Origin of the sequence: Anaeromyxobacter oryzae, from assembly GCF_023169945.1 — a bacterium.
Taxonomy (GTDB): Bacteria; Myxococcota; Myxococcia; order Myxococcales; family Anaeromyxobacteraceae; genus Anaeromyxobacter; species Anaeromyxobacter oryzae.
This window is the reverse complement of record NZ_AP025591.1, coordinates 3266131-3287387: the sequence shown is the minus strand read 5'-3', so window position 1 is coordinate 3287387 and position 21257 is coordinate 3266131. Positions and strand designations below refer to the sequence as shown.

The 21257-nt window shown below is 72.3% G+C and carries 16 protein-coding genes; 9 read left to right on the top strand and 7 right to left on the bottom strand.

Annotation, left to right across the window (positions count from 1 at the left end):
• The first annotated feature begins 233 nt into the window (after positions 1–233).
• Both AMOR_RS14215 and AMOR_RS14210 read left to right on the top strand, forming a co-directional pair.
• On the top strand, positions 234–1958 hold the full coding sequence (locus AMOR_RS14215) for an acyl-CoA carboxylase subunit beta (RefSeq protein ID WP_248362259.1): 1725 nt from the start codon (positions 234–236) through the stop codon (positions 1956–1958).
• A gap of 49 nt (positions 1959–2007) precedes the next feature.
• Complete coding sequence (locus tag AMOR_RS14210; RefSeq protein WP_248362257.1) at positions 2008–4950, top strand: ATP-binding protein; 2943 nt, start codon at positions 2008–2010, stop codon at positions 4948–4950.
• Between the two features lie 148 nt (positions 4951–5098).
• Here AMOR_RS14210 and AMOR_RS14205 read toward each other — a convergent pair whose 3' ends face one another.
• Entirely contained in the window at positions 5099–6307 is a 1209-nt protein-coding gene (locus AMOR_RS14205) for a BamA/TamA family outer membrane protein (protein WP_248362254.1), read from the bottom strand.
• 135 nt (positions 6308–6442) lie between these two features.
• Here AMOR_RS14205 and AMOR_RS14200 point away from each other — a divergent pair, with 135 nt between their 5' ends.
• Entirely contained in the window at positions 6443–7438 is a 996-nt protein-coding gene (locus tag AMOR_RS14200; protein WP_248362251.1) for a phosphatase PAP2 family protein, read from the top strand.
• Between the two features lie 120 nt (positions 7439–7558).
• A complete protein-coding gene (gene hpnR / locus AMOR_RS14195; protein WP_248362248.1) occupies positions 7559–9079 on the top strand; it encodes a hopanoid C-3 methylase HpnR in 1521 nt (506 codons plus the stop codon).
• Here the strand turns inward: hpnR and AMOR_RS14190 are convergent.
• Complete coding sequence (locus AMOR_RS14190; RefSeq protein WP_248362245.1) at positions 9067–10206, bottom strand: Gfo/Idh/MocA family protein; 1140 nt, start codon at positions 10204–10206, stop codon at positions 9067–9069. The genes hpnR and AMOR_RS14190 overlap by 13 nt on opposite strands.
• Complete coding sequence (locus AMOR_RS14185; protein ID WP_248362242.1) at positions 10203–11543, bottom strand: aspartate aminotransferase family protein; 1341 nt, start codon at positions 11541–11543, stop codon at positions 10203–10205. The genes AMOR_RS14190 and AMOR_RS14185 overlap by 4 nt, the downstream gene beginning before the upstream one ends.
• A gap of 179 nt (positions 11544–11722) precedes the next feature.
• Here AMOR_RS14185 and AMOR_RS14180 point away from each other — a divergent pair, with 179 nt between their 5' ends.
• The 4 genes from AMOR_RS14180 (at position 11723) to AMOR_RS14165 (ending at position 15641) form a co-directional block, all read left to right on the top strand.
• Positions 11723–12502, top strand: a complete 780-nt coding sequence (locus tag AMOR_RS14180; protein WP_248362240.1) for a CDP-alcohol phosphatidyltransferase family protein — start codon at positions 11723–11725, stop codon at positions 12500–12502.
• Entirely contained in the window at positions 12499–12966 is a 468-nt protein-coding gene (locus AMOR_RS14175) for a GtrA family protein (protein ID WP_248362238.1), read from the top strand. Before AMOR_RS14180 ends, AMOR_RS14175 begins: the two co-directional genes overlap by 4 nt.
• Positions 12967–13158: 192 nt before the next feature.
• Positions 13159–15126 (top strand): lysylphosphatidylglycerol synthase domain-containing protein, encoded by a 1968-nt coding sequence (locus AMOR_RS14170; protein WP_248362236.1) that lies wholly within the window; start codon positions 13159–13161, stop codon positions 15124–15126.
• A gap of 56 nt (positions 15127–15182) precedes the next feature.
• Positions 15183–15641: an SRPBCC family protein gene (locus AMOR_RS14165; protein WP_248362233.1), complete on the top strand. Its 459-nt coding sequence runs from the start codon at positions 15183–15185 to the stop codon at positions 15639–15641.
• Between the two features lie 23 nt (positions 15642–15664).
• On the opposite strand, the gene AMOR_RS14160 is transcribed toward AMOR_RS14165, so the two are convergent.
• Both AMOR_RS14160 and AMOR_RS14155 read right to left on the bottom strand, forming a co-directional pair.
• Positions 15665–15880 carry a hypothetical protein gene (locus tag AMOR_RS14160; protein WP_248362230.1) on the bottom strand — a complete coding sequence of 72 codons (216 nt, stop codon included), beginning with the start codon at positions 15878–15880 and terminating at the stop codon, positions 15665–15667.
• Positions 15881–15922: 42 nt separating this feature from the next.
• Entirely contained in the window at positions 15923–16189 is a 267-nt protein-coding gene (locus tag AMOR_RS14155; protein WP_248362228.1) for a hypothetical protein, read from the bottom strand.
• A gap of 306 nt (positions 16190–16495) precedes the next feature.
• On the opposite strand from AMOR_RS14155, the gene AMOR_RS14150 reads away from it, so the two are divergent.
• Positions 16496–16873, top strand: a complete 378-nt coding sequence (locus tag AMOR_RS14150) for a protease inhibitor I9 family protein (RefSeq protein ID WP_248362225.1) — start codon at positions 16496–16498, stop codon at positions 16871–16873.
• Positions 16874–16978: 105 nt separating this feature from the next.
• Here AMOR_RS14150 and AMOR_RS14145 read toward each other — a convergent pair whose 3' ends face one another.
• Both AMOR_RS14145 and AMOR_RS14140 read right to left on the bottom strand, forming a co-directional pair.
• Positions 16979–18541 carry an acyl-CoA carboxylase subunit beta gene (locus AMOR_RS14145; RefSeq protein WP_248362222.1) on the bottom strand — a complete coding sequence of 521 codons (1563 nt, stop codon included), beginning with the start codon at positions 18539–18541 and terminating at the stop codon, positions 16979–16981.
• Between the two features lie 199 nt (positions 18542–18740).
• On the bottom strand, positions 18741–21227 hold the full coding sequence (locus AMOR_RS14140) for a GspE/PulE/PilB domain-containing protein (RefSeq protein WP_248362220.1): 2487 nt from the start codon (positions 21225–21227) through the stop codon (positions 18741–18743).
• Positions 21228–21257 lie beyond the last annotated feature (30 nt).

Genomic DNA, 21257 nt, shown 5'->3' with positions numbered 1-21257 from the left:
CCTGCCGCCCTCCGTGCCGCCGCGCGTCACGCGCGTCGCGGACGGGAAAAGTCCACGAACGATCGGGCGGGCGCCACCCGTGAGCCCTTGCCCCGCCCCCACCAACCTTGTCAGAATCCGGCTCCTTTTTCCCAACTCGGGACCTCGGGCAAGCTCGTTCACCCACATCGGGCCGCCGGGGCGAGAAGCGCGCTTCACGCTCGGACGAATCACCTCATCAACAAGGGACGCCAATGTCGACGAAAGCGATCAAGCCGATCCTGACGAACCCGCTGGATCCGCCCGAGAAGGTCGAGTTCAACATCCCCGGGGAGATCTCCCGCGCGACCGGCGGCTACGAGGAGGCGATGAAGGAGGGCTGGGATCTCATCCAGCGCCCCATCCGCTCGGTGCCGATCGACCAGATCGAGAAGCAGCACTCGAAGAAGCGCATGACGGTGTGGGAGCGGATCCGCGTCCTCACGGACAAGGAGCCGAACGTCCTCTTCCAGAACTGGGGCCGCAACCTCGACGGCGCCTCGCTCGTCACCGCCATCCTCAACATCAACGGCCGCGACGTCGCCTGCTACGGGCACGACTTCACCGTGCGCGCCGGCTCGATGGACGCGACGAACGGCAGCAAGCTCGCCCGGCTGTTCCGCCTCGCCGGCGAGAAGGGCATCCCCCTCATCGGCATGAACGACAGCGCCGGCGCGTACGTGCCGGCCGGCGTCGGCGGCCTCGACGGCTACGCCGAGGCGTTCACCGCGCTCCGGAAGATCAGCGGCGTCGTCCCGTCGATCATGTGCATGTTCGGCTTCAACGCCGGCGGCGGCTCGTACCTGCCGCGGCAGGGCAGCTTCCTCATCCAGCCGGCGGAGACCTTCTTCGGCCTCACCGGCCCGGGCGTCGTGAAGTCGGTGCTCGGCGAGGACATCTCGCCGGAGGACCTCGGCGGCCCGAAGGTCCACGGCGCCTCGGGCGTCGCCGACCTCACCGTCGCCGACGAGCTCGCCGCCCTCCGCCAGGCGGTCCGGCTCCTCGCGTACATCCCGGACAACAACTCCGTCTCGGCGCCGTACCAGGAGACGAGCGATCCGCTCGACCGCAAGACCTGGGAGATCAACACCCTGCTCAAGAAGGCGTTCAACTCGCCGACGGGCTTCAACACGCCGTTCGACGTGTCGATCATCATCCAGCAGGTCTGCGACTACGGCGACTACTTCGAGATCCAGCCGGAGCGCGCGAAGGAGGTCGTCACCGCGTTCGGCCGGCTCGGCGGCAACGTGGTCGGGTTCGTCGCGAACAACAGCGCCGTCGCCTCCGGTCAGATCGACTGCGACTCCGCGCTGAAGATCGCGAGGTTCGTCCGCTTCTGCAACATCTACAACATCCCGATCATCTTCATGGAGGACACGACCGGCTTCCTCCCCGGTCGCGAGCAGGAGGCGCGCGGGATCGTGGGGGCGGGTCGCTCGATGCTCGACGCGATCGTCGACGTCCGCACCCCGCGCATCCTCCTCATCCTGCGGAACGCCTTCGGCGGCGCCTATGCGTCGTACAACAACTACCCGACCGGCGCGGACCTGGTGCTCGCGCTGCCCACGACGCGCCTCGCGGTGATGGGGCCCGCCGGCAAGGAGTTCGTCTACAAGGACGAGCTCCGGAAGACGCGCGCCGCCGCGGCCGAGATGGTGAAGAAGGGCATCCAGACGCGCACCGCCGCCGGCCTCGACGGCGCCGAGGCCAAGAAGGACGCCGAGAAGGAGGCGGGCGAGTGGCTGAAGCAGCAGGAGGCCGCGCTGAACCGCCGCTACGAGAAGGAGCTCATGAACCCGAAGGAGGGCCTCGCGCTCGGCTCGATCTCGTCGCTCGTGATGCCGACCGATCTCCGCAAGGTGCTCGGCGAGAACATCAAGTTCCTGCTCCGGCACTACAAGCCGTCGCCCATGTCCGGCCCGCAGCGCGAGTTCCACTAGGCGTCCGTCGGAACGACCCGACTCGATCCAAGACTGGAGATAGAGACCGATGGCTCCGACCGTTGATACCTACAAGTCGAACCCGCTCGTCCACCGGGACCGCCGCCTCGGCAAGTCCGAGTCGGCGTGGGTGCGCTCCTTCGCCTGCGAGGACCTGAAGCCGCTCATCGTCTGCCGCGGCCCGATCCGCAAGGAGGCGATGGACGTCTTCGAGGAGATGGGGATCCGGCACTACGGGATCCTGCTCTCCGAGAAGGACTCGATCGTCTACCCGAACGCGCTCGCGCCCGAGCTCCGCCAGCTCACCGACAACAGCCGCGTCCACCGCGTCCCCGACTACTCCGGCGCGTCGAAGGAGGAGCGCGTCGAGCGGATGAACCAGATCGTCCAGATCGCCAAGGACAACGGGTACGACTCCGTGTTCGCCGGCTACGGCTTCATGGCCGAGGACGAGGAGTTCGTGGCGACGATCGAGCGCGCCGGCCTCAAGTTCATCGGCCCGAACTCGATCACGCAGGCGCGCGCCGGCAAGAAGGACGAGGCGAAGCGCACCGCGCTCGAGGTGAAGGTCAGCGTCACGCCCGGCATCAACAACGTGACGGCGCGGACGCTCCTCCGGAAGTTCGACACGCGCAAGAAGCTCATGCTCGTCGTCGAGGCCCGCGAGTTCGACATCGATCCGAAGATCCTGAAGAACGAGAAGCTGCCGCTCGAGGAGCTCGCGGATCACATCCTGGCGGCGTCGTACGCCAAGGGGATGGACCTGTTCTCCATCGAGGAGCTCGGGGAGCAGGTGCGGCTCGAGGTCGCCCAGATGTTCGAGAAGTACCCGGCGAGCCGCGTGCGCCTCAAGGCCATCGGCGGCGGCGGCGGCAAGGGCCAGCGCATCCTCGGCGGTGCGCTCCTCACCGCGAAGGACCCGAGCGACCCGAAGCTCATCGAGGAGGCGGCGGCCGAGGCGCCCGCGCTCGTGCGCGAGGTGCTGAACGAGGTCAAGGCGACCGGCGTCGGCGACAACAAGAACGTCCTCATCGAGCTCAACATCGAGCAGACCCGCCACAACGAGATCCAGCTCCTCGGCAACGGCAAGTGGTGCGTGTCGCTCGGCGGCCGCGACTGCTCGCTGCAGATGCACGAGCAGAAGCTGCTCGAGATCTCCGTGACGCAGGAGGGCCTCGCCGCCGCCATCGCCCGGGCGGAGAAGGCCGGCAGGAAGGAGGAGGCGAAGTCGCTCCAGACGGACCTCGAGATCCTGAAGCGGATGGAGGACGACGCCGCCCGGTTCGGCCAGGCCGTCGGCCTCGACTCCGCCTCGACGTTCGAGTGCATCGTCGACCGCGACCGGTACTACTTCATGGAGGTCAACACCCGGATCCAGGTCGAGCACCGGGTGACGGAGCTCTGCTACAGCCTCCAGTTCACGAACCCGCAGGACCCGAAGGACTCCTTCGTGGTCGAGTCGCTGGTCGAGGCGATGGCGCTCCTCGCGCGGCACAAGGAGCGGCTCCCCAAGCCCACGCGCATCCCGCGGTTCGGCGCCGCGGCGGAGGCCCGGCTCAACGCCACCGACGCGTCGCTCTCGCCCCACGCCGGCGGCCTCATCCGGTTCTGGTCGAAGCCCATCGACGGCGAGATCCGCGACGACCAGGGCATCTGCCTCGTGAACCCCGACACCGGCATGTTCATGCGGTACCGGGTCGCGGGCGCGTACGACTCGAACATCGCCCTGCTCCTCACGAAGGGCGACGACCGGCTCGACAGCTACCACCAGCTCTCGCGCGTCCTCGGGAGGACGAGCCTCCGCGGCATCCAGCTCGCCACGAACCTCCAGTTCCACTACGGCCTCGTGAACTGGTTCATCGGCCAGAACGTGATGGCGAAGCCGACGACGCGCTTCGTCGTCCCGTACCTCACGCTGGTGGGCCAGCTGAAGGAGGAGGCGAACAAGCTCGACGTCGCGTTCGCGTTCGCGGAGATGAAGAAGCACTACGCGAAGCAGGTCGCCGGCGAGGATCCGTCGGTGGCGAAGGCCCTGGCCGAGGTGCTCGACCGGAAGGCGACGCTCCTCACCCGACCGATGGAGAAGCTGCTCGAAGATCCGCACCTGTTCGCCGGGTGGCTCTCGCTCAACCGGAACCAGTACCGGATCGAGAACGGCAAGCTGCTCTGGCTGCGCAACCCGCTGGGCGTCCTCAACGACACGTACCAGTACCTGAACATGGCCTACGATCCCAAGGCGCCCGCCGCCGAGGTGATCTGGCAGCACGACGACGAGCTGCTCAAGAAGTCGATCCGCTTCTACCAGGAGCTCCGCAAGACGTTCGGCCTCCAGAAGGACGAGTTCTACAAGCTCAACGAGATCCTGAAGAGCGAGGCGCCGCAGGGCGGCTACGACGCCGAGACCTGGGGCAAGATCCGCGCGGCGCACCTCGGCTACGAGGCCGGCAACGAGCTGCTCGGGCTGCTCTTCATGATCGCGGAGGCGGTGAAGTTCTTCGACTTCCGCGTCGAGACCAACCTCGACGTCACCATCCCCGCGTACCTGAACGATCCGGACCTGCAGGCGCGGATGAAGAAGATCCTCGTGCCGCCCCCGTCGACCAAGGCCGACGAGATCGTCGCCGCCTTCGGCGGCATGTTCTACCGGCAGGAGGCCCCGGGCCGCCCGCCGTTCGTGACGGAGGGCCAGCACTTCGACAAGGGCCAGCCGCTCTACATCATCGAGGTCATGAAGATGTTCAACACGGTCCGGGCGCCGTTCTCCGGCACCGTCGACAAGATCATCATGACCGGCGGCGACGGGACGGTCGTCTCGAAGGGCCAGCCGCTCTTCAAGATCACGCCGGACGAGAAGTTCGTGCCGGTCGATCCGAAGGCGATCGAGCTCGAGCGCCGCAGCCGCACCGGTGATCACCTGAAGGCCGTCCTCATGACCCTGGAGCAGAAGTTCAGCGACGCAGGGCCGAAGAGGACGTCGGTCGTCGCGGCCTGACCGCCGACGCCGGTCTCCCGGCCCGAGCGCCGGGACGAGGACCCCGCCCCCTCCGTGGGTGGCGGGGTCTTCGTGACTTCACCGCGCCCGCGGCGCTCGGGAGCGCCTCGCCCGATCGTCCGGCGGCGCGCCCGCGAGGCGTCGCCGGTCAGTACGGATACCCGAGCTCGACGTACACCTTGACGCCCTCGCCGGCGTAGGCCACGTCGACGCGGCCGAGCACGTTCGGGTGGACGAACGCGCGAAACCCCGCCCCCGCCGCGGCGCGCGGTCGCGAGCCGGCGTCGCGGAAGGCGCCGAAGACCTGCCCGACGGCGACGAACGGGTCGACGCGCCAGTCGGTGATCACGCCGAAGACGTTCGTCCGCAGGACCTGGATGCGCTGCTCCAGCTCGACCGTCCACGCCTGGCGGTCGACGAAGCGGCCCTCCGTGAAGCCGCGGAGGAGCAAGGAGCCGCCGAGGGCGCTCTGCTGATAGAACGGCGCGCGACCGGACGTGACGCCCGTCCAGTAGCCGCGCGCCGCCCCGGAGAGCCGCGGCGCCTCCGCCCAGATCGCGCGCACCTGCACGCCGCCGCGGAGGAACGTCGGCGAGCCCTCGATCCCCTCGACGACCGCGCCGCCCGCCTCGAAGCGCAGCCCGCGCTCCGCGTAGTCGCCCCCGCGCCGATCGTCGTAGCGGACGTCGAGGCCCTGCGACGCGAGGGTGGCTCCTCGCATCCCCGGCGCGTCCGGGAAGACCTGCGGGCTGAGCGGCAGGCCGGGGACGCCGGTCGATTGCACGCCGTCGCCCTCGAGGGCGAGCGTGAGCCCCGCGTTCACGTGCTCGAGGACGTTGACCCCGCGGCGGGCTTTCACGACGAGGCGCACGCTCGTGTAGCTCGACTCGGCGGACGCGGGCGCGTCCGGGCCGATGCCGAAGAAGCGCTCGAAGATGGAGCGCTGGAGCCGCACGAGGACCTCGTCCGTCGACCGGCCCGCCCCGGTGGGCAGCCTCTGCCAGACGAGCAGGTTGTTGTAGTTCGTCCGCGTGCTCGCCGACAGCATGATGGTGAGCGCGGAGTCCTCGCGCGGATAGTGGAACCAGCGGAACGTACCGGTGAACCGGATGACGGAGTTCCAGGTCAGGCTCGGTGCGAAGATGGACTCGGTCCGGTGGTCGTCGCGGCAGACGCGGAGCACCACCGGCAGGACCCCCCATGTGTCGCCCTCGTTCGGGAGCGTGGCGTACACCGGGAGCGGGATCAGCTCGCTCGTCAGGCCGCCCGGGCAGTCGGCAGCGGCACGCCCCGCGAACGCCAGCGCGAGCGCGGCGGTGGCGGCGCGGAGCCTCGATTTGGGTGAGAAGAGGTTCACGTCGACGCCAGGGCGGTGTTGCGTTACGCGAGCGGGGGCGCGGAGGCAAGGAGTTCGGGGAAGACGCGAGCGTTCGCCCCCCGCCGCGCCGAGGGACGTGGCAGCCATTCGAGACGAGCGCCATCCTTGGACCCGATGACCGACCGCGCTTCGACGGCGCCGCAGACGGCTGCCGAGACCAGGCAGGAAACGCCCTTCCCCATCGCGGTGCGCCGCGCGATGAGCGAGTGGCTCCTGCCGTCCTGGACGATGCGACGGAGCCCGTGGGCTCCCGCCGCGGGGCTGCTCTACGTCGCGACGATCGGCGCGCTCGGCGGCCTTCGCGTCGACCACGTCTTCCTCGGCATGCTCGGCCTCCTCGACCTGTACAACGAGAAGACGCGGCTCTTCCTGCGGGCGTTCTCCCCGCTCATCCTGACCGGGGCGATCTTCGACGGGATGCGATACTTCTACTGGGAGGGCATCGCAGGGCGGGTCCACGTTGCGGAGCCGTACCTGCTCGAGCGCGCCTGGTTCTCGGTGGGGGGGCGGACGCTCAACGAGCTCTTCCTCGAGCATCACTGGCCCGCGCTCGACCTCGCCTGCGGCTTCGCCTACCTCGTGTTCGTCGGGGAGTACGTGGGGCTCGCGATCCTGCTCTTCTTCCGCGGGCGCGAGGACGCGGCGCAGACGTTCGCCCGCTGCTTCCTCCTCGTGAACGTGATGGGGTTCGCCACGTACTTCGTCTACCCGGCGGCGCCGCCGTGGTACGTGACCGCGTACGGCTTCGGGCCGGCGCGCATGCACATCGAGCCCGCCGCGGCCGCGGCGCAGCGGTTCGACGCGCTGCTCGGGACGCACCTGTTCGCCGACATGTACGGGCGCGGGATCGACGTGTTCGGGGCGTTCCCGTCGCTGCACGTGTCGTACCCGCTCATCGCCGCGCTGCTCGCCTTCCGGCTCCGCGAGCTCAAGTGGGCGCGCGCGCCGGCGGTGCTGTTCTTCCTGCTCATGTGCCTGAGCGCGGTGTACCTGCAGCACCACTACCTCATCGACGTGCTGCTCGGGATCGCGTACGCCCTCGTCGCCCTCGGCGCCGTGTCGGCGCTCGAGCGGCGCGCCGGTGGGCGCCCGAGCGGCGCGCCGGCGTGACGGTGGCCTTGCGGTACCCGCGCGCGGGGGGCTCCACCCGCCGACCCCGACATTCCACCGCGGTCGGCGCCGGGAACGGGGAGGATCGCGCGACGCCGGCACGTGACGAGGGGGGATCCCGTGAGAGTGCTGCTCGTGAACCCCAGCGGGCTGATGTACTCGCGGATCTTCCTGCGGCTGGAGCCGCTCGGGCTCGAGCTCGTGGCCGAAGCGGTCCGGCGGGCCGGGCACGACGTCGTGCTCCTGGACCTGCAGACGCACGAGCACGGCGACTACTTCCGGCTGCTCGAGTCCTGGAAGCCGGAGGCGGTCGGCTTCTCGCTGAACTACCTCGCGAACGTCCCGGAGGTCATCGACCTCGCCAAGGCGACGCGCCTGCGGCTTCCCGGGTGCCTCGTCTTCGTCGGCGGGCACAGCGCCTCGTTCACGGTGCGTGAGATCCTGGAGCACGCGGGCGGCGCCATCGACTGCGTGGTGCGCGGCGAGGGCGAGGACACGGCGCCGCGCCTGCTGGAGGCGGCGGCGGAGGATCGGGCCGGCCTGCACGCGCTCGCCGGCGTGAGCACCCGTGCCGGGGACGGGCCCGCGCCGGCCCTGCGCGCGGGCCTCGACGATCTGTCGCCGGCGCGTGAGCTCCTGGCGAGGCGCAGGCGGTACTTCATCGGCGTGCTCGATCCGTGCGCGTCGGTCGAGTTCACGCGCGGGTGTCCGTGGGACTGCGCCTTCTGCAGCGGCTGGACCTTCTACGGCCGCAGCTACCGCAAGGTGAGCCCCGAGCGCGCCGCCGAGGACCTCGCGAGCGTCCGGGAGCCCGGCGTGTTCATCGTCGACGACGTGGCGTTCGTGGACGCGGACCACGGGTACGCGATCGGGGAGCTGGTGGAGCGGCGGGGCATCCGCAAGCAGTACTACCTCGAGACGCGCGCCGACGTGCTCCTCCGCAACCAGGAGATCTTCCGGTACTGGAAGCGGCTCGGGCTCCGGTACATGTTCGTCGGCCTCGAGGCGATCGACGACGCGGACCTGCGCGCGTTCCGGAAGCGCACCACGCTCGCGAAGAGCCTCGAAGCGCTGCAGGTCGCGCGGTCGATCGGTCTCACCGTAGCGGTGAACGTCATCGCCGATCCGTCCTGGGACGAGCAGCGGTTCGCGGCGGTGCGCGAGTGGGCGACCTCGGTCCCCGAGATCGTGCACCTCACCGTCGCGACGCCGTACCCGGGCACAGAGACCTGGCACACCGAAGCCCGGGGGCTCACGACGCGCGACTACCGGCTCTTCGACGTGCAGCACGCGGTGCTCCCGACGCGCATGCCGCTGGCCCGGTTCTACGAGGAGCTCGTCCGGACGCAGCAGGTGCTGAACCGGAAACACCTCGGCTGGGCGGCGCTGCGCGCGACCCTCGGGATCGCGGCCCGGCACCTCGCGCACGGCCAGACGAACTTCGTAAGGATGCTGTGGAAGTTCGACCGCGTCTACGACCCGGCGCTGCTGCTCCGTGATCACGGTCGCGCCTGCCCGTACGCCATGGGGCTGCCGCCGCACGCGCCGACGTCGAAGATCGCTCCGGAGCAGCTGTACGTTCACCGGCCCGCCGCCCCGGACGGCCGCACGCCCGACCACGGGCGCCCTCACGCACCGTGAGCGATGCCGGCGGCGAGGACCGAGCCGATCGCCCGCTCGCGGCACTGGTCGGCGGCGGAGGCGTACGCGGCGTCGATGAGCTCGATGCAGCGGTACGCGTCCTGCGCGTCGCGGCCGACGTGGTCGCCCGACTCGATCGCCGCCACGAACTCGTCGAACATGGCGTTGAACCACCGCGTGTGGCTGGCGTCCATCCATTCCGACGGCAGGGTGCGGCGCTCGACCCGCCACGTCGCCGGGCCGCCGCTCGGCGCCGGCTGCAGCTCCGCGAGCTGCAGGTCGTCGTCGTCGACCGTGATCGCGCCGCGGTCGCCCTGGACCGAGTAGATGACCTTGCGCACGCCTGCGGCCCAGGTGAGGTGGACGTGCGCGAGGCCGTTCGGAAAGGTCAGCACGGCCGAGACGGTGTCCTCGGTGGTCCACCGGCCCGGCTCGGAGTTGGCCATCTTCGCGGTCACCGCGGTCGGCCACGCGCCCATCCAGTCGAAGGCCAGGTAGAACGTGTGGCTCCCGTGGTCCATCGTGACGCCGCCGCCCGACGCGAGCACCTGGCGGCGCCAGTCCGGCTTCCACTCCGGCACCCCCCTCGCGTGCGTGTTGCGGAAGGTCTGGAGCGTGACGGACCGCACGCGGCCCACCCGGCCGGACCGGATCACCCCTCGCACGGCCTGGACCACCGGCGCGTGCTTGTAGTTGTGGCAGGGGAACAAGGTCCGCTTCGCGTGCGCCGCGTGATCGAGCAGCGCCCTCGCGTCCGAGACGCGGGTGGCGAGCGGCTTCTCGCAGAGGACGTGGAGACCGAGGTCGAGCGCGCGATGCGCGATGGCGGCGTGGTCGCACGGTGGCGTCGCGATGTCGACGAAGTCGAGCCGCCCGGCCTCCGCGGCGAAGAGCTCGTCCGCGGAGGCATACGTCGCGGCGCCCGGGAGCTGCGCGGCGACGAGCGCCCGCCGCGCGGCGCAGACGTCCCCGACCGCCCGGATCTCCACGTCGTCGCGCTGCAGGTACGCCGGGACGTGCCCCTGCGCCCCGATGAACCCGTAGCCGAGGAGCGCGCCCCGGAGCCGCGGGCGGTGCGGCGGCCGCGCCGTCGACCCTGCTCGTGACCCCGGTGACGCGCCGCTCATCGCCACCGGCCCCCGCGCGCGAGCTCCGCGAAGACCGCGTCGAGGACCGACAGGCCCTCGAGCGCGGTGTCGGCGTCGATCGTGAGCGCCGGCTGGAGCCGGACGTGCGGCGTGTAAGTCATCGCGAGGAGGCCACGCCGCAGGCACTCCTCGTAGACGTGCCGCGTCACCGCGGCGTCGAGCGGCTCCTTCGTGGCGCGGTCCTTCACGAGCTCGACGCCGATGAAGAGTCCGGCCCCGCGCACGTCGCCGATGAAGGGGTGGCGCTCCTGCATCCGGCGGAGCTCGGCCACCATCGCCGACCCCACGCGCGCGGCGTTCTCCCAGAGCCGCTCCTCCGAGATCGTGGTGACCGACGCGAGCGCCGCCGCCGCCGCGAGCGCGTTCCCGCCGTAGCTCGACGACGCGCCGGAGGGGTTCGACCAGGGCTTCGCCCGGGACACGGCGTCGCGCGCCAGCACCCCGGAGATCGGGAACCCGGAGCCGAAGCCCTTACCCACCGTCGCGATGTCCGGCCGGACGCCGGAATGATCGACGCCCCAGGGCCTCCCCGTCCGGCCGAAGCCGGTGATCATCTCGTCGGCGACGAGCAGCGCGCCCGCCTCGCGCGCCGCGTCGGCGATCGCCGGGAGGAACCCGTCCGGCGGGATGACGTTCCCGGCCGTGCCCTGCATCGGCTCGAAGACCACCGCCGCGAGCGGACCGGCGGCCTGCGCCTTCATCGCCTTCCTCGCGAGCTCGGCGCACGCGAGCCCGCACGACTCGCGCGCGAGCCCGAGAGGGCAGCGGTAGCAGTCCGCGTACGGCACGAGGGTCGCGCCGGCGGGCAGCGGTCCGAGCGCCTCGCGCGCGCTCGAGCCGAGGAGCGCCGCGGCGCCCGCGGTCTTCCCGTGAAAGCCGCCCCAGAACCCGAGGACCTCCGTCCGCCCCGTGGCGCAGCGCGCGAGCCGCAGCGCGGACTCGACCGCCTCGGTGCCGGACGAGTAGAGCTGCAGGCGATCGAGGCCCGACGGCGCCAGCTCGCACACCGCGTTCACCAGGGCGGCGCGCGGCTCCGACGTGAAGCTCCCCACGACGAGGGTCCACGCCTGGGATGCGATGGCCTCGACGTGCCGCGGGTGACAGTGGCCGAGCGCGTTCACGCCGATGCCGCCGATCAGGTCCACGTACGTGTTCCCGTCGACGTCCGTGAGCGTGGACCCCTGGCCGCTCGCCATCGCGACACCCGCCCACGTCGCGAACGCCTGCAGGCCCGGCGCCAGGTGCCGCTGCTCCTCCGCGACGACCTCGCGCGAGCGGGGACCCGGGATATCGGTGCGGACCCTGATCTTCCCCATGCGTGAAGATCCTTCCCGCCGTGAAGACGAGCGGAGACTTCGCCGGTACCATGCGTACCGGCGCGCGGCAACGCACCAGACGTCTCACGCCGCGTCTGGTACTCGCGAGGGATCGGGACGTCGGGGCCGCGACGCGCTATCCCGAGTATGCAGTGCCTCCGACGCGCCATGACCCATCCGTGTCGTTCGAGTGGCTCGCGCCGGTGGCCCGATCCGGGCCCCTGCTGGTGGCCGCGGCGCTCTCGCTCGCGCTCCTCGCGTTCGCCATCACCACCGCGATCCGCGGCCGTCCGCGCAGCGCACGCGTGGAGAAGGCCGGCGGGAGCATCCTCCTCTCGAAGTACGCGATGGAGTGCGGGCTGTGGATGTTCGGCCCGGTGACCCGCACGGCGATCCGGCTCAAGATCCACCCCGACGTGTTCAGCTGGGCGTCGCTCGTCCTCCAGGGCGCGTCGGCGATCCTCCTCGCGAACGGCAGCTTCGGGACGGGCGCGCTGCTGCTCATCGTCGGCGCGGCCTGCGACGCGGCCGACGGCGCCGTCGCGCGGGGGCGAGGGATGGCGTCGGACGCCGGCGAGGTCCTCGACGCCGCGATCGATCGCTGGGCCGAGATGGCGGTCTTCTTCGGGTACGCCTGGTACTACCGGTCGCTCTGGTGGGGCTTCCTCCTCGCCGTCGGCGCGTGCGCCGGCGCCGTCATGGTGAGCTACACGCGCGCCAAGGCGGAGGTGTACGGGATCGACGCGACGTTCGGGCTGATGCAGCGGCACGAGCGCGCCGTCTGGCTCGCGGCCGCAACCCTCGGCTCGAGCCTCTGGCAGGCGTGGCGCCCCACGCCCGCCGGCGCGCTCGCGCTGCACCTCCCGGTGCTCGTCGTGCTCGGCCTCATCGCGGTCCTCGCGAACGGGACCGGCTGGCTGCGGATGCGCCACACGCGCCGGGAGCTCCGCCGCAGATGAGCCGGGGCGCCCGGGGCGTCGCGGCGGAGGCCGGCCGGTTCGCGCGCGCGAACGTGACGGCGGCGATCGCGTCGGGGCTCGAGTGGCTGCTCGTGACGGGGCTCGTGCTCCTCGGGGTGCATTACCTCGCGGCAGCGGCGGCGGGGGCCGTGACCGGCGCCGTCACCGACTTCTCGCTGAAGCGGTGGTGGGCCTTCGATCGGGCGCACCGGGCGGGTATCGGACGCGAGGGGCTGCGCTACGTCGCGGCGTCCACGGTCTCGCTCGCGCTCAACCTGGCGGTCGCCTACGCGCTCGTGGACGGCGCTGGCGTCCCGGCGGTGCCGGGCGTCATCGCTGCGTCCGTCGTGGTGGGCCTCGCGTGGAATTACCCCGTACACCGTCTGTACGTGTTCCGCGCGGCCGCGCGCCCCCCGCCGCCCGCCGAGCGCGCGCGACGCCCCCGTTCGGCCGACTCCGCTTGACCGAGAGCGGCCCAGGCGACCCGACCGGATCTTGCTCCGTCGTGCGGACCGGGGTCACGGGCCGGAACCGCTGCGTCGGGAGTCACCTGCTGCGGCTCGGCGTCGAGACGAGCACGTGGTGCAGGGCGGGGCGGCTCGGTGGCGGCGGTGCGATTGGCCGGTAATACGCCCTCGGTCGACCGAGGCCCGCCGATGCGAAAGCTCGCGATCGGAGAACGCGCACGAGCCCGCCTGCGCTGGCTCGCGGCGATCGTCGTGCTGGCGCTCTGCGTCCGTTACCTCGCCCGCCAGGTCGACCCGGGTGCCCTCGGCCGGGCGCTCGCCGGGGTCGACTACCGGCTCGTCCTCCTGATGACGGCCGCCCACCTGTCCCTGTTCCTCGGGGTGAAGGCATGGCGCTGGCAGGTCTTGCTCGACCCGATCCAGCGCGTCTCCTTCCCGAGGCTCTACGCGTACTGCCTCGCCGGTTGCGCGTTCACGAACCTCCTCCCGGCGCGCGCAGGCCTGGCCGTGCGCGCCGTCCTCGTGCGCCGCGACGGGGTGCCGATCGCCGGCGCCGTGAGCGCGCTCGCCCTCGAGGAGATCAGCAACGCCACGGTCCTCGGCCTGCTGTGCCTGCCGCTGCTGCTCCTCCTCCACCTGCCCGGACGCGTGCGACTCGTGCTCGCGCTGGTGACCGCCGGCGCGATCGTGGCGCTGGCGCTCCTGGGCTGGCTCGCGCTCGCCGGGCGCACGCGGGCGAGCGGCGTGCTGCGCGGTCTCTCGGACGGCCTCGCGGTGCTCGCGAGCCCGCGCGAGGCGGGCGTCGTGCTCGGGCTCACGGTGGCGATGTGGCTGGTCGACCTCGGTCAGATCGCCCTCGCGATGACCGCCGTGGCGATCCCGCCGTCCTACGCCGGGGTCGCCCTGGTCCTCCTGTTCGTGAACCTCACCAACGCGCTCCCCGCCACGCCGGGCCAGATGGGCCTCTTCGAGGCGGGGGCCACCGCAGCGTGTCTGATCGTCGGGGCGACCCCGGAGCAGGGCGTCGCGGTCGGCGTGCTGTACCACATGATGCAGTTCATCCCCGAGACGGCGCTCGGACTGGCCGTCCTCGGCCGCGGCGCGCTCGCCCGCCTGCGTTCCGCCGCACCGCAGGTGGAGCTCGCGTCGCCGGGAGGAGGTGGCTCGATGATCTCGAGCGAGCACGTGCCGTCGCCGGAGGTCCCCGCCGAGGCGTCGTCCGCCCCGCGGCTACCGCTGGCGGACTGGCTGCACCACGGGCCGTTCCTCGCGCACCTCGTGGTGACGCGGCGATGCAACCTCACCTGCGGCTACTGCAACGAGTACGACCGCACGTCGGCGCCGGTCCCGTTCGAGCTCCTCGAGCAGCGGCTCGAGAAGCTGTGGCAGCTCCGGACGTGGATGGTGTGCTTCAGCGGCGGCGAGCCGACGATGCACCCGGAGCTGGCCCGACTCGTCCGGCGGATGACGGAGCTCGGGATCCGGCGGCGCCAGATCATCACGAACGGCTTCCGGCTCGGGAAGCCGCTCGTCGAGGCGCTCAACGACGCCGGTCTGACCGACCTGCAGATCAGCATCGACGGCGTGTCGCCCAACGCCACGACGATCAAGGTGCTCGACAACCTGCGCGGGCGCCTCGAGCTCCTCGCGCGGGCGGCCCGGTTCAAGGTCGTGGTGAGCGCCGTGATCGGGAGCGCTCCGCCGTCGGAGGCGCTGGAGGTGGTCCGGTTCACGCGCGGCCTGGGCCTCACCGCGCGCATCGTCCTGCTGCACGACGGCTCGGGGCGCCTCAGCCTCGGCCCGGACGAGCTCGCCGCGTTCGAGGAGGTGAAGCGGCTGCTCGGCCGCGGCGGGCGGGAGTCGGGCGATTACCGTCAGCACCTGATCGAGCACGGAGAGGCGCCGTTCGCCTGCCGCGCCGGATCGCGGTACCTGTACGTCGACGAGTTCGGGAAGGTCCACTGGTGCAGCCAGACCGTCGGGCTGTTCTCGAAGGACCTCGCCGAGTACGGGTCCGACGAGCTCGCGCGGCAGTTCCACACGCCGAAGCCGTGCGCCGCTCAGTGCACGGTCGGCTGCGCGCGGAGCGCCTCGGCGTACGACGGGTGGAGGCGGCAAGGGCCCGCGCCGGGCCCGCAGACGCCCCCGGAGCCGTGAGCGCGCGGCGTCAGGGTCGGGTTGCCCGGCGGGCTGCGCGAGCCTAGTTGTTCCTCGTGAGCACCACCCGCATCCGGCGCCACCTGAACGCGCCCCGCGCCCGCGTCTACCGCGCGCTCCTCGACCCGCGCGCCGTCGCGACGTGGATGGTGCCTACCGGCATGACGAGCCACGTGCACGCGTTCGAGCCGCGCGAGGGCGGCGTGTTCCGGATCTCGCTCACCTACGACGCGCCGACCGGGACCGGGAAGACGACCGCGCAGACCGACACGTACCACGGCCGGTTCGTGAAGCTCGTGCCGGACGAGCAGGTCGTCGAGGTGGTCGAGTTCGAGACGGCGGATCCCGCGCTGCAGGGCGAGATGACGATCACGATCACGCTCGACGACGCGGACGGTGGCACGGAGCTCTTCGCCGTGCACGACGGGCTGCCGCCCGGCGTGCCGCCCGCCGACAACGAGGCCGGGTGGCGGTCGTCACTGGCGAAGCTCGCGGGGCTCGTGGAGCGCGGCTGAGCGGCGTCGACGGTCTCCAGGCGTCAGTTCAGGAAGAGCCACCAATACACGGCCGCGTTGCAGGCCCACAGCCACGCCCACCCGCGTCGCCGCGTCGAGACGACGGCGCTCGCGAACATCAGCGTCGCCGAGACGAGCATCCACACCCCGGGAACCCTGCCCGTCGTGCCATGAAGTGCGCGCCGCTCGAGCGTGGCGAGCTCGAGCAGCACGGCTGCGATCGCGCTCAGCGTCATCACGAACGCCAGCGTGTTCCGCAGCGGGTCGGGGCCGCGCCACGGTCACACGAACGGTTCCTTTCGCCGGAGAGGCCACAGCGGCAGGGCCACCGCGAGCGCGGCGAGGGCCGCCCAGGTCGCCAGCGGCGGGACGGAGGCGTTCCACCACTCCGCCGGCCTGCCGGCTACGTCCCGCCATTCCGACGGGAAGCCGGCCGCGAAGGCGGCGACCACGCAGAGCGCGAGGGCGAGCGTCCAGCGCACCGGGTTCGGACCGCGCCATGGAAGCCAGCTCACCCGCCCGTGTCCGCCCATTGCTGGGAACAACATCAGGTCCGATTCTCGGCGTCGACGACCTGGGCGTGTTGGAGCGGCACGGTGCGACCCGGCGGACTCGTCGAGCAAGCGCGCCCACGAGCACCGCATGGATCGGCCCCCTCACCCTGGCCCTCTCCCCCGGTGGGGGAGAGGGAAAGTTCTCCCGAGGAGCGCAGGAGCGGGAGCCCGCGCGCGCACGGAGCGTCGACGGCCATCAACCTTCACGAGCGCGGTGAATCGCCGCAACGACGCAAACCCTTGCGCGAAACGTGAGGCCCGGGTTCCCTATCCACGGTGCGTTGACGCCATGGAGCGGAGATGACTCGGAACGCGTTGCTCTCCTTGATCGTGGCTGCCGGCGTGGCCCTCGGTTGCGGCGGCTCGAGCCCGAGCCGCGTCGACCAGCCGCAGACTGCTTACGCGTGCGGCCCGGGCGGCACGCAGCCCCCGGCGAAGCTCATCGTGCCGACGAGCGGCGGCGTGAGCGGACGATGGATCGTGATCCTGAACGCCGACGTCCGGGACCTCCACGCGGTCGCCACGCTGCTGGCAGCCGAGTACGGCGGGCACATCCTGTCCGAGTGGGGAATCATCAACGGGTTCGCGATGAGCCTCGACGATTCGAGGGCACCTGCGCTGTCGGAGGAGCCGACCGTCTGCTACGTCGAGCAGGATCAGCTCGTGTCCGTGGATTGATGGGTTCGACGGGCGCGTCCGCCGCCTTCACCCTGGCCCTCTCCCCCGGTGGGGGAGAGGGGAGGACTTCCGAGAACCGCCGAGGCGACCCTTCGACGAGCGCCCCTACAGCGGAATGTTCCCGTGCTTCTTGGGCGGGTTCTCCTGCCGCTTCGTCCGCAGCATCTCGAACGCGCGGATGACCTTGGGCCGGGTGTCCTCCGGCTTGATCACCTCGTCCACGTAGCCGAGCTCCGCCGCCTTGTACGGGTTCGCGAACTTGTCCCGGTACTCCTGGATGAGGCGCGCGCGCTCGGCGACCGGGTCCTTCGCGGCGGCGAGCTCCTTCCTGAAGATGATGTTCACCGCGCCCTCGGGGCCCATCACCGCGACCTCGGCGCCCGGCCAGGCGTAGTTCACGTCGGCGCGGATGTGCTTCGAGGCCATGACGTCGTAGGCGCCGCCGTACGCCTTCCGCGTGATGACGGTGACCTTCGGGACGGTCGCCTCGGCGAACGCGAACAGGAGCTTCGCGCCGTGGCTGATGATCCCGTTCCACTCCTGGTCCGTACCGGGGAGGAAGCCGGGGACGTCGACGAGCGTGAGGAGCGGGATGTTGAAGGCGTCGCAGAAGCGCACGAACCGGGCGGCCTTCACGGAGGCGTCGATGTCGAGGACGCCGGCGAGCATCGCCGGCTGGTTCGCGACGATCCCGACGGGCTTGCCGTTCAGCCGCGCGAACCCGATCACGATGTTCGTCGCGAAGTGCTCGGACACCTCGAAGAAGTGCCGATCGTCGACGATCGCCCGGATCACCTCCTTCATGTCGTAGGGGCGGGTCGGGCTGTCCGGGACGAGCGTCTTGAGGGCGTCGTCGCGGCGGGCCACGTCGTCCGAGCAGGGCTGGACCGGCGGGTCGTCGGCGTTGTTCAGCGGGAGGAAGCTCACGAGCTCGCGCACCGCCCGGAGCGTCGCCTCCTCGGTGTCGAGGGCGAAGTGGGCGACGCCGGAGCGCGTCGCGTGGGTCCGCGCGCCGCCGAGGTCCTCCTTCGTCACCTCCTCGTGCGTCACCGCCCGGATCACGTCCGGGCCGGTGATGAACATGTACGAGGTGTCCTTCACCATGAAGATGAAGTCGGTGATGGCGGGGCTGTACACGGCGCCGCCCGCGCACGGGCCCATGATGACGGAGATCTGCGGGACGAGCCCCGACGCGAGCGTGTTCCGCAGGAAGATGTCCGCGTAGCCCGCGAGCGAGACGACGCCCTCCTGGATGCGCGCGCCGCCCGAGTCGTTGAGGCCGATGACGGGGCAGCCGACCTCCATCGCCCGGTCCATCACCTTGCAGATCTTCTCGGAGAACGCGCCGGACAGCGACCCGCCGAACACCGTGAAGTCCTGCGCGAAGACGAACACCTGCCGGCCCTCGACGAGCCCGTAGCCGGTGACGACGCCGTCCCCCAGCACCTTGTGCTGGTCCATCCCGAAGTCCGCGCAGCGGTGGGTCTTGAACTTGTCCAGCTCGACGAACGTGCCCGGGTCGAGGAACGCGTCGATCCGTTCACGCGCGGTGAGTTTCCCGTCGCGGTGCTGCCGGGCGATGCGATCGTCCCCGCCGCCCTTCTCGGCCCGGGCGTTCAGCTGGTCGAGCAGCGCTCTGCGCGGATCGGGATCGATCGACTCGGGCATGTGAAGGGCCTCGCGGGGGTGCGCTCGGGTGGGCCGCGAGCATAGCGACCGCGATCCGACCGGGGCAAGCGCTTCCGCCGCGTGGCGCGCGCGAAGAAACCCCTGCTGGAGCGCGGTTCCGGACCGCGCGGGGTGCGCGCCGCCTCCGGCCCCGCGCGCTCGCGCGCGCCACGCGGCGCGAGCGGAGCTGGACGAGCCGCTACAGGATCCGTCCGGAGCGGGCCCACCAGCCGGCCCAGGCGCGCGCCGCGCTCTCGCGCTCGGCGGGCGGCGCGTCGGCCGAGTAGTCGACCGGCGGCGCCGCGGCGTCGGCGAGCTCCGCGGCGGCCTCGACGCGCACCGCGCGATCCGCGCTCGTGAGGCCGGAGAAGAGCCACTCGGCGCGACCGCGGCCGCGGTTCTCCTTCCACCACCCGAGCCACCGGCGGGGATCCGTCCCGAGCCGCTGGAGCGTGATGCGCGCGAGCGCGTCGGCGGCGGCGTCGCGGGCGGCGGCGTCCATCGCCTCGAGCACTTGCACGAGGAGCGGGATCGCCTCCGCGTCGCGCAGCGCGCCGAGCGCGCGCGCGGCGCTCGCGGATCGCGCCGGCAGCCCCGAGAGCAGCGCGCGCCGGAGCTTCTCCGAGACGCCGCGCATCGCGGGATCGCGCCGGTGCTGCCCGAGCGCGCCGACCGCGGCGGACGCGACGAGCGGGTCGGCATCCAGGGCGCGCTCGACGAGGGCGGAGAACGTCGCGGGGTCGCCGGCGGCGCCGAGCAGGACCGTCGCCGCGCGGCGCCGGGCGGGATCCGGATCCGCCACCACGTCGAGGAGCGCCGGGACGGCGCGGGCGCCGAGCGCGGCGAGGGCGGCCGGGATCGGGCCGAGGGCGGCGGGCTCCGGCGCGGCGTCGTCCGTCTCGACGGGGCCGGGGAGCCGGGCGATCAGGGCGGGCAGCGCCTGGGCGGGGTGGCCCGCGAGGCGCCGGATCGCGTCCTGCCGCGCGGCGCTGCCGGGCGCGGTCTCGACCAGCGCGGCGGCGAGGTCTTCCGCGTCGAAGGCGGCCGCAGCGACCAGCGCGGGATCGCTCACGTCGATGTCGACCTCGTCGAGCGCGGCGTGCCCGGGCTCGTGCGCCATCCAGGGGTCGACGTGCTCGGGCACGGCCGGCGGAGCACGCGTCGGCGTCACCGCCGCGGGCGCGGGCGCGACCCAGCCGCCGGCGTCCTCCGGTCGCTCGGGGGCGGCAAAGCCCTCGTCCGCATGCGGCCGGGGCTCCACCTGCGCCGCGGAATCGGCTCGACCTTCGACGGGCTCGGGGCGAGCGGGAGGCGCGGCGCGCCCCCGCCGGCGGTCCTTGCGGTCGCGGATGAGCCGCTCGAAGGCGGCGCCCAGCGCCGAGAGCAGCAGCAGGAGATTGCCGAGCCGGCGCGGCGACACCGGCGCCTCGCCGTTGTCGGCGTAGAGCACGCACACGGTCCGGTCCCGGAGCAGCACCGGGAAGACGAGCGTCGTGCGCGGGGTGCCGCGCGCGAGGCCGTCGAGGATCGCCTCGTTGCCCGAGGCCCCGCGCGGCATCGGCCCGAGGTGCGGGGCGCGGGTGTCGATGACCGTCCGGAAGAGGCCGGGGTCGCTCGTGTAGATCGCGACGCCGCGGCAGCGCTCCCGCGCGTCCTCCGTCCCGAGCGCGTCGTGCCCCACGACCGCGTCGCGGGTGACCGCGAACATCGCGGCGAACTCGAAGAAGTCGCGCGCGTAGCGCAGCGCCGCGAGGACCACCTCCTCGCGCGTCGGGGCGGCGGCGAGCGTGGCGCGCGCCTCGTCGAGGGACCACCGCGGCGGGGCGGTCCGGTCCGGCGCGGCGCGCGGCGCGGGCTCCGGCTCCGCGTCCCCCGCCTCCTCCTCGCGCCGGGGATCGACCTCGTCGGAAGCGGGCGCGGGCGGCCCGGCGAGCTCGTCCTCCGAGGCGTCCGGCGACGCCGGCGCGGGGCCGGCGGCGGGCTCGCGCGTGAAGTCCTCCTCGTCCACGAACAGCGACGCGAGGTCCTCGGACTCGAGCGCCTGGGCGAGCGCGGCGGCGAGCGGCTCGAGCGGCTCGGACGCGTCGCGGGCGAACCCGCGGCGCGCCGCGCGCACGGGCGGCGCGTCGGCGATGGAGGCGTCCGGGGCGCCGAAGCCGTCGTCGGGCGCGGCGGCCGCCGGCGCGGGGTCGGGCGGCGCGTCCGCGGGGCGCGGCGCGCCGGTCCCCGCCGCGAGCGCGGCGAGGCGCGGCTCGAGCGGGCCGCCGTAGAGGCGGTGGATGAGCGCTCGCACCCGCCACTCCGGCCCGACGTGCGCCGTGAGGTGGAGGGAGAGCATGAAGCTGATCTCGTCGAGGAGCGCGAGGTCGACCGGGTACGTGGCGACGAGCGAGAGCTCGCGATCTCCGAGGGCGAACGGGGCGAGCCCGTGCCGCTCGGCGACGCGGGACGGGAACACCCGGCGCGCGCGGGGGTCGGCCTCCTCCCACGCCGCGGCCGGAGCCGGCGGGAGGTCCGCCGCGCGTGAAAGAGCGTCGACCAGCCGCTCCTCGTCGACGAGGCCGAGCTCGAGCAGCGCCGTATCGAGCGCGCCGCCGGCCTCGCGGCGGCGCGCCTCGGCGCGCTCCATCGCGTCGGCCGCGACCGCTCCTTCGTCCACGAGGAGGGCGGCGAGGTCCGTCGGCACGTGGTCGGTTGTAGGACCCCCACGGGCAGG

What these genes read in the sequence shown, in the direction of transcription:
- AMOR_RS14185 (WP_248362242.1), bottom strand. Translation starts at nt 11,543, where the DNA reads ATGGGGAAGATCAGGGTCCGCACCGATATCCCGGGTCCCCGCTCGCGC.
- AMOR_RS14175 (WP_248362238.1), top strand. Translation starts at nt 12,499, where the DNA reads ATGAGCCGGGGCGCCCGGGGCGTCGCGGCGGAGGCCGGCCGGTTCGCG.
- AMOR_RS14155 (WP_248362228.1), bottom strand. Translation starts at nt 16,189, where the DNA reads ATGTTGTTCCCAGCAATGGGCGGACACGGGCGGGTGAGCTGGCTTCCA.
- AMOR_RS14200 (WP_248362251.1), top strand. Translation starts at nt 6,443, where the DNA reads ATGACCGACCGCGCTTCGACGGCGCCGCAGACGGCTGCCGAGACCAGG.
- AMOR_RS14190 (WP_248362245.1), bottom strand. Translation starts at nt 10,206, where the DNA reads ATGAGCGGCGCGTCACCGGGGTCACGAGCAGGGTCGACGGCGCGGCCG.
- AMOR_RS14145 (WP_248362222.1), bottom strand. Translation starts at nt 18,541, where the DNA reads ATGCCCGAGTCGATCGATCCCGATCCGCGCAGAGCGCTGCTCGACCAG.
- AMOR_RS14210 (WP_248362257.1), top strand. Translation starts at nt 2,008, where the DNA reads ATGGCTCCGACCGTTGATACCTACAAGTCGAACCCGCTCGTCCACCGG.
- AMOR_RS14215 (WP_248362259.1), top strand. Translation starts at nt 234, where the DNA reads ATGTCGACGAAAGCGATCAAGCCGATCCTGACGAACCCGCTGGATCCG.
- AMOR_RS14150 (WP_248362225.1), top strand. Translation starts at nt 16,496, where the DNA reads ATGACTCGGAACGCGTTGCTCTCCTTGATCGTGGCTGCCGGCGTGGCC.
- AMOR_RS14170 (WP_248362236.1), top strand. Translation starts at nt 13,159, where the DNA reads ATGCGAAAGCTCGCGATCGGAGAACGCGCACGAGCCCGCCTGCGCTGG.